Source organism: Ruegeria sp. AD5, from assembly GCF_056542345.1.
This window is the reverse complement of record NZ_JBQFZR010000002.1, coordinates 920,698-933,675: the sequence shown is the minus strand read 5'-3', so window position 1 is coordinate 933,675 and position 12,978 is coordinate 920,698. Positions and strand designations below refer to the sequence as shown.

Annotated in this window: 9 protein-coding genes; 7 read left to right on the top strand and 2 right to left on the bottom strand. The window is 58.4% G+C overall.

Going from position 1 to position 12,978, the window contains the following annotated elements; all coding sequences use genetic code 11:
- Positions 1-14: 14 nt before the first annotated feature.
- Both ACR0JG_RS13210 and ACR0JG_RS13205 read left to right on the top strand, forming a co-directional pair.
- Positions 15-1,826, top strand: coding sequence for an ABCB family ABC transporter ATP-binding protein/permease (locus ACR0JG_RS13210; protein WP_170403258.1), 1,812 nt, complete (start codon positions 15-17; stop codon positions 1,824-1,826).
- A 136-nt stretch (positions 1,827-1,962) separates the two neighbouring features.
- A complete protein-coding gene (locus ACR0JG_RS13205) occupies positions 1,963-2,286 on the top strand; it encodes a hypothetical protein (RefSeq protein WP_170511927.1) in 324 nt (107 codons plus the stop codon).
- 46 nt (positions 2,287-2,332) lie between these two features.
- On the opposite strand, the gene ACR0JG_RS13200 is transcribed toward ACR0JG_RS13205, so the two are convergent.
- Entirely contained in the window at positions 2,333-6,148 is a 3,816-nt protein-coding gene (locus tag ACR0JG_RS13200) for an efflux RND transporter permease subunit (RefSeq protein ID WP_480570313.1), read from the bottom strand.
- The gene (locus ACR0JG_RS13195; RefSeq protein ID WP_480570310.1) at positions 6,145-7,368 is read right to left on the bottom strand and encodes an efflux RND transporter periplasmic adaptor subunit; all 1,224 of its coding nucleotides are present in this window, start codon (positions 7,366-7,368) and stop codon (positions 6,145-6,147) included. The genes ACR0JG_RS13200 and ACR0JG_RS13195 overlap by 4 nt, the downstream gene beginning before the upstream one ends.
- Before the next feature lie 226 nt (positions 7,369-7,594).
- On the opposite strand from ACR0JG_RS13195, the gene ACR0JG_RS13190 reads away from it, so the two are divergent.
- The 5 genes from ACR0JG_RS13190 to ACR0JG_RS13170 all read left to right on the top strand — a co-directional run bounded on the left by ACR0JG_RS13190 (position 7,595) and on the right by ACR0JG_RS13170 (position 12,966).
- Complete coding sequence (locus ACR0JG_RS13190; protein ID WP_170693679.1) at positions 7,595-8,266, top strand: hypothetical protein; 672 nt, start codon at positions 7,595-7,597, stop codon at positions 8,264-8,266.
- 40 nt (positions 8,267-8,306) lie between these two features.
- Positions 8,307-9,629, top strand: a complete 1,323-nt coding sequence (locus tag ACR0JG_RS13185) for an outer membrane protein assembly factor BamB family protein (protein ID WP_480570307.1) — start codon at positions 8,307-8,309, stop codon at positions 9,627-9,629.
- Positions 9,630-9,678: 49 nt separating this feature from the next.
- Positions 9,679-11,142: a ribosome biogenesis GTPase Der gene (gene der, locus ACR0JG_RS13180; RefSeq protein ID WP_480570304.1), complete on the top strand. Its 1,464-nt coding sequence runs from the start codon at positions 9,679-9,681 to the stop codon at positions 11,140-11,142.
- Positions 11,143-11,306: 164 nt separating this feature from the next.
- Positions 11,307-12,293 carry a fatty acid desaturase gene (locus ACR0JG_RS13175; protein ID WP_170396376.1) on the top strand — a complete coding sequence of 329 codons (987 nt, stop codon included), beginning with the start codon at positions 11,307-11,309 and terminating at the stop codon, positions 12,291-12,293.
- Between the two features lie 88 nt (positions 12,294-12,381).
- Positions 12,382-12,966, top strand: a complete 585-nt coding sequence (locus ACR0JG_RS13170) for a helix-hairpin-helix domain-containing protein (protein ID WP_480570300.1) — start codon at positions 12,382-12,384, stop codon at positions 12,964-12,966.
- Positions 12,967-12,978: the final 12 nt, after the last annotated feature.

The window sequence follows — 12,978 nt, the reverse complement described above, 5'->3', positions numbered from 1 at the left end:
AGTTAAGGTACGTGATGAGACAACCATCCGCGATCAAAACCGACACGGACGAGCATCGTTCGGGCTGGCGAACCATCCGCAAGGTTTCGCCCTATCTTTGGCCCGAGGACGAGCCATGGGTGAAACGGCGTGTCATTTTGGCGATGGCGATGCTGGTGCTGGCCAAGCTGATCGCTGTGTATACTCCCATCCTGTACAAAGGTGCCGTGGATGGTTTGGCGGGCGAAGGTGTACCGCCGCTTGCGTTGGGTGCGATTGGATTGACCGTTGCCTATGGTGTGGCCCGCATGATGACTGTTGGCTTCCAGCAATTGCGGGATGCGTTCTTTGCACCGGTTGGGCAACGCGCGCTGCGAGCGCTGGCGCTTGAGACGTTCCAGCACATTCACCAGCTCTCGATGCGCTATCACGTGACCCGGCGCACGGGTGGTCTCAGCCGGATAATCGAGCGGGGCGTGAAAGGCGTAGAGTTTCTGTTGCGGTTTCTGCTGTTTTCAATCGGGCCGCTGATCCTGGAATTGCTTCTGGTGTCGATCATCCTGCTATGGTTATTCGACGTCTGGTATCTGGTCGTCGTTGCGGTGACAATTGCGCTTTACATATGGTTCACCTTTGCGGTGACCGAGTGGCGCGTGAAGCTGCGGCGCGAGATGAACGATCAGGATACCGAGGCCAACCAGCGCGCCATCGACAGCCTGCTGAACTTCGAAACAGTCAAGTATTTCAATGCCGAAACCCGCGAAGCCGAACGGTATGATGTTTCGATGAAAGGTTACGCGAAGGCTGCGCTGAAGACGGCCTATTCGCTGGCATTCCTGAATTTTGGTCAGTCGTTCCTGATCACATGTGGCCTGATTGGCGTGATGGTTCTGGCTGCAATGGGCGTGCAGAAGGGGGCGCTGACCGTCGGCGATTTCGTGATGGTTAATGCTTACATGATCCAGATAACCGTTCCGCTGAATTTTCTTGGCACGGTGTACCGCGAAATTCGTCAATCACTGGTGGATATGGGGCAGATGTTTGATCTGTTGGAACAGCCAGCAGAAGTGATGGACAAACCCTGCGCCCCGAACCTGAAGGTAAATGGTGGGGAGGTCACGCTTGAAGATGTCCGCTTTGGGTACGAGCCTGATCGCGAAATCCTCAAGGGCGTTTCTTTGACCGTACCAGCCGGTCAGACCGTTGCGATTGTCGGCGCCACCGGGTCTGGGAAGTCCACAATCGGGCGGCTGCTATTTAGGTTTTACGATGTCACCGGCGGGTCGCTGAAAATCGACGGGCAGGATGTGCGCGATGTTAGCCAGTCAAGCCTGCATGCCTCGATCGGTGTCGTTCCGCAGGATACGGTCCTGTTCAATGACACGATCCGATACAATATCGCTTATGGGCGTGAAGGCGCGACCCAGCAGGATGTAGAGACCGCCGCCAAATCCGCGCAGATTCATGATTTCATCGTCAGCCTGCCAGAAGGGTACGATACCAAGGTCGGCGAACGCGGCCTGAAACTATCAGGCGGTGAAAAGCAACGCGTCGGCATCGCCCGAACCTTGCTAAAAAACCCGCCGATCCTGTTGTTGGACGAAGCGACGTCAGCCTTGGATACGGATACCGAGCAGGACATCAAAGATGCTTTGGCCCGAGCGGGTGAGGGGCGGACGGTGATCACCATCGCACACCGCCTTAGCACCATTGCCGAGGCCGACCGGATCGTCGTGCTGGAACGTGGTGAGATCATTGAGCAGGGCACGCATGATGAGCTGCTCCGCCGCGAAGGGCGATATGCCCAGCTGTGGAACCGTCAACAGGCCGACAGTGAAGCGGCGTGAGCCCAACGGTCCTTACAACTGATGATTGCGTGGATCGGTTCGATAAAAATCGGCCGCTGCGATACGGTTTTCCGTTTGACGCGGACCCGCCACCGCGACACTGTGCGGGCCGAAACACAGACAAGGAAGAAACTTCATGAAAATGCGAGCAGCAGCAGCGTTGACTGCAACACTGTTGATGGCGACTTCGGCGGCAGCCGAGGATCTGGAATTCTTGATTATCAATGAAACCAGCTATGATCTGGTCGAGTTCAACGTGTCTCCGGCCTCATCCGGCAGCTGGGAAGGCAACCTTCTTGAGGGTGGATATTTGGGCGCGGATTACGAAGTGGGCGTCCTCATCGCGGACGGGCTGACCACGTGTGTCTATGACATCCGCGGTGTTTTCAGCGACGGAGAATCGATTGAAGACTATGGTCTGAACCTGTGTGATCTGGGCGAATACGCGTTCGTCGAGTAACGCGTCTGCCAGAATTGAAAAGGCGAGCCCGAAGGCTCGCCTTTTTTTATTCCGCCGCCTTCAGCGGTGTTGTCGGGGGATGATCGGGGCGGTCGTCCTGAACGCTCTGATCAGGGGCAGCTTTGTCCTGTTCATCGGTCCAGATCATTTCGGCTGCTTGCACATCTCGCGCGCTTTGGCCGATTGCCATGTCCTGCGCGATTTGGCTGGATCGACCCGCCGTGGCGCGTGCCAGCGCCTTACCCAGCCATACCGCGTAGGTTGTGACCCACACTCGCAGCGCCAGGAATGACGGCGTCACGATCAGTGTCAACACCGTGGCCGTACCCAAGCCAAAGACCACCGCCGTGGCCAACTGTTTCCACCACAGTGCCGTGGGGCTGTCGATCGAATACCCTCCGCCGATAAAATCCAGCGACAGGCCGAACATCATCGGGGTCAGACCCGCCATTGTTGTCAGCGTAGTCAGCAGAACCGGACGGATGCGCGCCTCAGCCGTGCGGACAATTGCATCAATGCGAGACATGTAGCCGCTATATTCCTGATAGGTGTCGATCAGAACAATGTTGTTGTTCACCACGATCCCGGCCAACGCCACGATCCCGGTCCCGGTCATGATGATCGAGAACGGTTGTTGCATTACCATCATGCCCAGCAACACGCCGGTCGTAGACAGAACCACAGCCAGCAGCACCAGCACCGAGTTGTAGAACGAGTTGAACTGCGCCAGCAGGATCACGAACATTAGACCCAGTGCTGCCAGGAATGCGCTGGACAGGAACGCCTGGCTTTCAGCCTGATCCTCCTGATCGCCGGTCCATTCCCAAGTGATGGTGCGACCAAAAGGGTCGGTTTCCAGCCACTCGGTCAGCACGGCAATCCGTTCGTTCGGATTGATCAGGGCAAACCGAGCGTCACCGCTTTCGATGGCGGACCGCACTTCACCCACGTTCTCGGCACCCGTTAGTTGAACGAGTTCGAACTCTGCTCCGTCCGCGCTGGTAATCGTGGTGCCAGTTGGTGTGGCACCTTCGCCAATCGCGCGCACGGTTGCCAAACGCAGCTCTGCACCGTCAGGACCGGTGGTCACGATCTTGCTCAGCCCAGGCTCGACATCCGCTTTAACGTCATAGTAGCGCTGTTGATCCGCGCGATTGATCTCGGCGAGCTTAGCCACGGGTTTGCGGGTGACGAAGTTCGACAGGGGGACCAACCCGTCCGGTGTGCGAACTTTCAGCGTATCCAGCGTCGACAGGACGCGATCCTGATCAGGTAGGCGGACGCGGATTTCTACCTCTTCATCGGTTGAATCCGGTCGCATTTCACCCAGCAAGATGCCACGCGTCACAAGCTGTACCATCGCGCCAACGGTTGCGACGTCCGCGCCGAATCGACCCGCCTTGGCCACGTCCACGTCGATCTGCCAGTCGATGCCGGGCAGGGGCAGGGTGTCCTCGATCTTGATCAGGCCGGGTGTGGTGTCAAAGGCTTCTCGTGCTGTGAGGGTCGCGGCCGTCAGATCCTCCCAGCTATCGCCTTTGATGCGCAGATGAACGGGCTTGGCGGAAGCGGGACCTTGTTCCAGCGCCTGAAGATCAACGATAAAGCCAGGAAGGGTTGCCAGCTCTGCGGTTAGTTCGTCCAGAACAAAATTGCCGTCATATTCCGCCGCGACTTCTTCCTTTGCAAAGCCAAGTAGACCTGCAATCGGTCCCCAGAACCAACCGGTAATCTGTTCAGAGCTGATTGGTCGATCTTCCCAAGGAATGAGCTCGAACTGGACGCGACCAATTGTGTCGGCGGGGGCTTCTGCACCGCCATTGTTCTGATTGAGCCCACCTTCGCCCGCAAAGGCAAATACGTTGATCACCGCCGGGTGTTCGCTGATTACGCGCTCGGCCTCAAGAACCATTTCGTCCTTTTCAGCCAGAGACAGGTTGCCGCGTGCCCGGACATAGGCCGTGGCCTGTTCCGGTTCGCTTTCCACGAAGAATTCAACACCGCGAGAGTTTTGCGGGAATATGATGAATGCGACCCAGAACACCGCCGCAAAGACGACTGCGATGGACACCACCGGCATGACCGGATTGCCGACCAAGAACTTGATCACATAACCGAAGGGCGTGTGCTCTTTAGCGGTATGAACATGTTCATCCGGGGCGCGTTCGATCTTGGCAGCACTCAGCGTGACCGACCCAGCAAAGGCGCCGAACAGAAACAGCAGCACGCCAGCAATTGAACCGCCGGGCAGCAGATAGTTGGGGTTCAAAACCTGCATCGCGCCGAGGAAGATCATATATAGTGAAGGCGGTACCAGAAGCACTCGCAGCCACCAAGGCGTGCGGGCTCGCAGCCAGTTCGAGCTGCGCTCGAAACTGCGGCTCATACGGCCCGAGACACCGCCCACGACCGGCAGGTAGATCAGTGCCACAATCAGCGAGGCCGACAGAACGAAGATCAGCGTGATGGGCAGCATCTTCATGAACTCGCCGGGGATACCGGGCCAGAACAACATCGGAAGAAATGCACACAGTGTAGTGGCCGTCGATGAAACAATCGGCCAGAACATCCGTTGCGCCGCCTCGACATAGGCGTGCATCGGACCAACGCCTTCTTTAATGCGCTTGTCGGCATATTCCACAACAACGATGGCGCCATCGACCAGCATGCCCACGGCAAGGATCAGGCCAAACATCACCATATTCGAGATGGTGACCCCGATCATCGCGAGGAAGGCGAAGCACAACAGAAACGAGGTTGGAATGGCAAAACCCACCAACAACGCGGCGCGTGTTCCCAACGAAGCCAGCACCACGATCATCACGAGCGCGACGGCGGTCAGAACCGATCCTTCAAGCTGGCGCACCATTGAATCGACGATGCGGCTTTGGTCGTTCGAGGTGCCCACATCAACAGCGGCCTGCAGCTCGGCTGGCCACTTGATCTGTTCTTCGGCCACTGTGGATTTGATCAGCGCCACGGTGTCGATCAGATTGAAGCCCTTGCGCTTGACGACCTGCAGCGCGACGGTGGATTCTCCGTTAAACCGGGCCGTGCCTGCGCGGTCTTCAAAGGTATAGTTAATCTCGGCCAGCTCGCCCAAGGTGACCACGCGGTCGCCATTGACTTTGACGGGCAGGCCATAGACGTCTTGTGCGGTCTTGAATGACGAAGGGATCTTGACCGAGAACGTGCCCTGTTCGGTCTCTACCTCGCCCGCCGCGATCAACTGGTTGTTGTTCTGCACAACATTGATTAGTTCAGCGGCCGTGACGTTGTAGGCCTCAAGCCGCAGCGGGTCGATCACGACCTCAAGCATTTCATCGCGGTTTCCTGCTATACCGGCCTCAAGCACCGCATCCAACGCCTCAAGCTCGTCCTGCAGGTCCTTGGCAACGCGCGCCATCGTGCGTTCAGGGACCGGACCGGTTAGGTTGACAATGACGATGGGAAACTCAGAGAAGTTGACCTCGGTGATCGTATATTGCTCGGCCCCATCGGGGAAATCGGCCTGCGCACTATTCATGGCGTCGCGCACATCGGCAATGGTGGCGGATTTGTCCCAACCAAACTCGAACTCTAGCAGAACGCCTGCGTAGCTTTCAGCAGCGGTGGCGGTCATCGAATCCAGCCCGTCGAGATCGGCCATCTCGGTTTCCATCGGCTTGATCAGGAGGCTCTCACTATCCTCCGCCGAGATGCCCGGAAACTGGACCGAAACGAACAGCATCGGGATATCGATATCCGGCTCACCCTCTTTCGGGAGCCCGACATAAGCATAGCCGCCGATAACCAGCGATATCGCGATGAAAGCCAGAACCATTCTGGCGCGGCTTGCGGCCCAACTGACGATACCCGTCATTGCGATGCTTCCCTGTAGGTCGGCGCAACCGTCACACCACGCGTGACGAATTCCTGACCGATCACGATAATATCAGCAGTTTCCGGAAGGCCGCCAATCCAAACGCCTTCGGCGCTGTCGCGCAGCAGGCGGATCGGGACGAAATCGACCACGTTGTCAGCGACAACGGTGCGTACACCAAGTTCGCCTTCGTTGTTCAGGGTCAACGCGGATTGCGGCAGCAGATGTGCTTTGACGCCCTCGGCAGCGATCTGAATGTTGGCGGTCTGGCCATCACGGATCAGAAGTTCCGGGTTGGGAACGGTGATTTCTACTTCGAACGTCCGTGTGGTTTCATCGGCCGAGCGGCTCAGGAAGGTGACGCGCCCTTCGACCTGTAAACCGGTGACCAGTTGTGCAGACGCCATCGAACCGACGATAATCCGGTTCACTTCGGTCTCAGGCACAAAGGCAACCAGCTTGATTGGGTCGAGCTGGATAACGGTTGCACACAGCGAACCGGGCTGCATCAGGCTGCCCAATTCCGCGGTATCGCTTTCAAGCAGGCCCTTGAATGGGGCTTCGATGGTCAAGCGATCGATCTCGCGTTGTGCGGCTGCAACTGCTGCGGTGGCGGCCTCGATCCCGGCTTGCGTTGCTTCCAGACCGGCCTCGGCAGATTTGATTCCGGCCTCGGCGGTGCTCATCTCGGCTTCGCTTGAGATACGGCGCGTTTCCGATCCGAATCCGGTTTCCGACAGCTTGCGGGCGGCTTTAAGGTTGATCTCAGCCTCGGCCAGGCGGGCGTGGGCTTCTTCCAAGCGCGCTTCGGCTTCGGGAACGCGGCTTTCGGCCTCAAGTTTTGCTGCCATGGCTTCGGCCAGGCTTGCGGGCCGGGTTCCGGGATCAAGCTCGCACAGCAGATCACCCGCCTCGACAAAAGCACCCTTGCGCTTGGGCTCGGACACGACGGTAGAAATGGTCTCGGCAAGGACTTCGACTTGGCGGTTTGCCTTGGTCTGACCCCGCAATTGAACAGCACTGCCGATCTCGCGCGCGGTCGAGCGCAATACGACAACGCCGATCGAATCCGGCGATTGCACTGATTCCGAGGCTTCGGTTGCGGTCTCGGACGGCTCATCACCGCGACCGGCAAACGCAAACAGCGCGTCGCGCTCGAACACAAGAAAATACAATGCAACAATTACCAAAACGGCGTTAACGAATGAAATCAATCGCATGCGGTAGAATCTCCAGATCTGTTCGCGCGGTTGGCTTTAGCTCATACCCTTAGAAATGGGGCAATTGGCACGGCTTTTCCATACTGAACTGAATAGTTCGGTTTAGTTTTTTACGCAAGGGTCAGGCGGACGCAGGCAAATGTGTGAAATCGGGCACTTGGCTTGGCCTGATCGCCGGGGTATGACATGGCGCTAGAAAACCGGACACTTAAGCCTGGGGGCAGGGATGAGCGACGCCGACAGTTTTATTGATGAGGTCACCGAAGAGGTGCGCCGTGATCGCATGTATCTGCTTTTGCGCCGTTGGGGCTGGGTGGGTGTAGTTGCCGTTGTCGCGATTGTTGGCGGTGCTGCGTTCAACGAATACCGCAAGGCGCGCGACACCAATCAGGCCGAAGCTTTGGGTGATGCGATTCTGTCAGCGCTGGCCGAAAACGGATCGGCCGAGCGGGCAGAAAGCCTGCAATCAGTCGATGCTGCGTCTGCCGGCGGAGACGCGGTTCTGAACATGTTGCTGTCCGCCTCTCAGGCCGAGGCCGGATCCGCGCAGGATGCCGTGAACAGCCTGAACGCCATCGCCACGCAGGGCGATCTGCCCGAGATCTACCGTGCGATTGCAAGTTTCAAGGCGCTGTTGCTGCAAACTGACACGATGCCGGTTGCGGATCGTCGTCAGCAATTCGAAGCGCTGGCCATACCCGGTGCTCCGCTGCGTCTGCTCGCCGAAGAACAATTGGCCCTGATTGATGTGGCCGAAGGCAACACGCAAGCCGCTTTGGACCGGCTGCAGGCGTTGCGTCAGGACGCTGAGGCCAGCGTTGATCTGCAACAGCGCGCGGCGCAACTGATCGTGGCACTTGGGGGCGAACCCGAGCCCGTGGCGACCCAGCAGGGTTAACCGGCAGCGAAACGGAACATCACAGGCGAGTTTGTCGATTATGCTATCACGTTATTTCTCAGGCTTTGGATTGCCCGTTGCGGCAGCTGCGCTCACCGCTCTCAGTGCCTGTCAGGAGCCCGAGGTTATTCTGCCGGGTGAGCGTGAGGATATTCGCGCCGCCATCGACAACGAGGCCGTGGAAACCCGTGGCGCCAAACCGATCAGCATTCCGGCTCAAAGCCGCAACGCCAACTGGTCGCAAAGCGCGGGAACACCCGCCTTCCGCACTACAAACGCAGCGCTGAGTGCCACACCGCAGCGTATTTGGTCTGCTAACATTGGGTCCGGCGATAGCCGAAAACAGCGGATCACCGCAGACCCTGTTGTTGCTGGTGGCCTGATATATACGCTCGATTCCGGGGCAATTGTCTCGGCTGTTACGCCCCAAGGCCAGGTCGCTTGGAGCACAAATCTGATCCCGCCGAATGAAAAGGACGGGGATGCCACAGGTGGCGGGCTCGCCTATGCCGATGGCGTGCTCTATGTCTCGTCGGGTTTCGGCAGGTTGACCGCACTGGATGCGAAATCCGGGACCCAAAGGTGGCAGAAACGTCTGAACGCGACCGGCAGCGGTGCGCCTTTGGTCAGCGGCGGCATACTCTATCTGGTGGCCGGGGATGAAACCGGTTGGGCTGTGAATACCAAGGATGGCCGGATCATCTGGCAGATCGAAGGCACGCCGAGTGTCGGCAACGTTCTGGGTGCACCTGCACCCGTGATTGCCTCGGACCTGTCAGTCTTTGCCTTTGGTTCGGGGGATATCGCGGCCACGTTCCGCCGGGGCGGCATTCTGCGCTGGAATGCCTCCGTTGCAGGCGGGCGTCGGGGCCGTGCGGCGGCTCAGATCGTGGACGTCACCGCCGGGCCCATGGTGTCGGGTAGCTCGGTAATCATCGGCAACCACTCGGGGCGCACCGTTTCATTCGACGGGAATTCGGGTGAGCGGAACTGGACCGCACCGGAAGGCGCCGTTGATACGGTCTGGCCAGCGGGGAACAGTGTTTTCCTGATCAGTGATCGCAGCCAGTTGGTGCGGTTGGATGCAGCCGATGGCTCGACCGTCTGGGCCATCGATCTGCCGGGCTTCGTCAAGAACAAGCCGGGCCGCCGGGGGCCGATCTTTGCGCATTACGGCCCGATCATGGCCGGTGGACGCCTTGTCGTGGCTTCGAACGACGGCTATCTGCGCTTCTTCAATCCCGTCGACGGAGCGCTGGTGCATCAGGTCGAAGTGCCGGGTGGCGCGACCACGGCACCGGTTGTGGCGGGTCAGACGCTGTATGTTGTGTCGACCAAGGGCGAACTGCACGCTTTCCGTTGACGACAAGATGCGTTAAAGGGCGCATCTTGAGTCTTGAAAGTTGAGTATCATGTCGCTGACCCTCGCCATCGTGGGGCGCCCGAATGTGGGCAAATCCACTCTGTTCAATCGCCTTGTGGGCAAACGCCTGGCTTTGGTCGACGACCAGCCCGGCGTGACGCGTGACCTGCGCGAAGGTGAAGGGCGGCTGGGCGATCTGCGTTTTACCGTGATCGACACGGCGGGTCTTGAGGACGCAACCGATGACAGCTTGCAAGGTCGGATGCGCCGCCTTACCGAGCGTGCAGTGGACATGGCCGATGTCTGCCTGTTCATGATTGACGCGCGGGTGGGCTTGACGCCCACGGACGAAATGTTCGCCGAGATTCTGCGTAAGCGCTCCAAACACGTGATCCTGGCAGCGAACAAGGCCGAAGGGAACGCGGCTGATGCGGGCGTGCTTGAAGCATACAACCTAGGCCTTGGCGAGCCGGTGCGTCTGTCGGGCGAACATGGCGAGGGGATGACGGACCTCTATGCGCAATTGATGCCACTGGCTGACGCGGCTGAAGAGGCGCGCATAGAAGAGACGCCGCAAACCGATATCGAGCTGGACGAAGACGGGGAAGGCGAAGCCCCGCTGATCACCGCTGACAAACCCCTGCAAGTCGCTGTAGTTGGTCGTCCGAATGCCGGTAAATCCACCCTGATCAACAAGATCATCGGCGAGGATCGACTGCTGACCGGCCCCGAGGCCGGGATCACGCGCGACGCGATCAGCTTGCGGATCGACTGGGCCGACCCTGATGGGGACAGCACCCCGATGCGGATTTTTGATACCGCCGGGATGCGGAAGAAGGCCAAGGTGCAGGAGAAGCTTGAGAAACTCTCGGTTTCTGACGGGCTGCGCGCAGTCAAGTTTGCCGAGGTCGTCGTCGTGTTGCTGGATGCGGCTATCCCATTCGAGCAACAGGACCTGCGCATTGCCGATCTGGCCGAACGTGAGGGTCGTGCTGTGGTCGTCGCCGTCAACAAATGGGACATCGAAGAAGACAAACAGGAAAAGCTGCGCGACCTAAAAGAATCCTTCGAACGTCTGCTGCCGCAGTTGCGTGGTGCTCCTTTGATCACCGTGTCGGCAAAAACAGGCCGCGGTCTGGAACGTCTGCGCGCCGCGATCCTGCGTGCCCATGATGTTTGGAACCGCCGGGTGCCGACCGCAGCGCTGAACCGTTGGCTGACCGCCATGCTGGAACAGCACCCGCCGCCCGCGCCGCAGGGGCGCCGGATCAAGCTGCGTTACATGACGCAGACCAAGACCCGTCCGCCGGGGTTTGTGGTCATGTGCTCGCACCCTGACAAGATGCCTGACAGCTATTCGCGTTATCTGGTCAATGGCCTGCGCGAGGATTTTGATATGCCGGGCACTCCGATCCGCCTGACTTTGCGCGGGCAAGGGGACAAGAACCCCTACAAAGGGCGGCGCAAGAAAAACGCAGGCGCACTGGCCAAGCATCTCAAGGGACGAGCGTAACTGCGCTAATTTCAAGCATTTTCAGAGAGGGGGCGTGACAGCCCCGTTTCTGCGCGTTAGCATTCAAGCACGTGCATTTGTTTTGCACGTGCTGCTTGTTTGCGGGATCTCCGCACTTAATTTTGAATTTGTGATTGGTCGGACCTCCGTGGGGAGCGGGCGTGATGGATCTGAGAGAATATACAAGACAATACGCGGTACAGGACAACAAGCTTGCCGCGCTAAGTTATTTCGGAACATTCGCGGTGTATTTCGCATCGCTTACATTGGCGATCACCTATGTCGACCGCTGGTACATCATGATCCCGGCCGGGATCGTTTTTGCCTTCTCTGCCGTGCGTCTCTATGTCCTGCAGCATGATTGCGGGCACCATTCGTTGTTTGAAACGCGCGAGCAGAACGAATGGGCTGGCCATGGGTTATCGCCCTTCACATTTGCCCCGTTCGAGGTGATGAAGCAGAACCACAATCTGCATCACGCCGGAATCGGCAACCTCGAGCATCGCGAGACCGGTGAAATCCACACCATGACGCTGCGTGAATGGAACGAGGCGGATTGGAAAAAGCGTTTGTTTTACCGACTGTATCGGAATCCCTTCATTCTGGTGCCGGTTGGCGCGCTATTCACATACTTCATCCGCTATCGCTGGCCCAAGAACACTGTGCGGTTCGGCGTGATGGGCGTGGTGCTGCACAACCTCTCGATTGTTGTGTTTTTGGGGCTGCTGTATTTGATCGCCGGTGCCACCGGCATTCTGGTCTGGCTGGTGTTTTCGCTGCTGGGCGGGATGCTTGGGGTGTTCCTGGTGTATTTGCAGCACAATTTCGAAGACACCTACTGGGATCGCCGCCCCGAACTGGATCCGAAGCTGGCTGCGTTGGAGGGGTCCTCGGCGCTGGATTTCGGCTGGTGGTTCGATAATGCGGTGGCCTGCATCACATTGCATGACATCCACCATTTCAATGCGCGCATCCCATCTTACCGGCTGCGCGCGTGCCACTATAACCTGCCGCCAGAATACACACCGCGACGGATCAAGTTTCCCGAGGCAGTGGCGGCGCTGAATCTGAAACTATGGGATGAAGACGCCAAAAGACTTGTCCCATTTCCCAGCCGAACTGCAGGCCATCGCCTGGCCGAAAGCGGGTAACCTCCTATCTAATTCTTGAATTGGCGCTCTCTCAGGAACGTATGTGCTGTGCGTTTACAATCTGGGGGAGTTAACGAAAGGAAACGAAATGACCGCAGTTACTGAGGTGCGTGGCGTAGGGCCAGCGCTGGCAAAGGCCTTTAATGCAAAGGGCTACAAAACAGCAGAAGCCATTGCCAAGGCCAAACCGGAAGATCTGTCCGGCACCCCGCGGGTCGGTTCCACTCGCGCAGCTAAGCTGATCGCGGCTGCGAAAGAAGTCGTTGGTGCCAAGCCCAAGCCCGCGCCCCGCGCTGCCACCCGTAAGCCTGCCGAGCGGAAATCGGCTGTGCAGCGCGCGACAGCCAAAAGCAATGCGGCTGCGAACAAGGCCGAGGCCGAGCGTAAGGCGGCAAACGAGCGCGCGGCGGCAGAACAGGCCGCTGCCGAGGCCAAGGCAAAGAAAAAGGCGAAAGCCAAGGCCAAGGCTGAAAAGGCGGCCAAGAAGAAGTCTGAAATGGAGGCGGTGTTTTCCAAAGCCAAGGAAAAGGTCAAGGAAAAGACCAAGAAGGGTAAGAAAAACAAGAAGCCCAAAAAAGACGTTAAGAAAAAGGACGCCAAAAAGAAGGACGATAAGAAGAAGTCCGACAAGAAGCCCGGAAAGAAGAAAGATAAGAAAAAGGCGAAGAAGTGATACTTCTCCGCC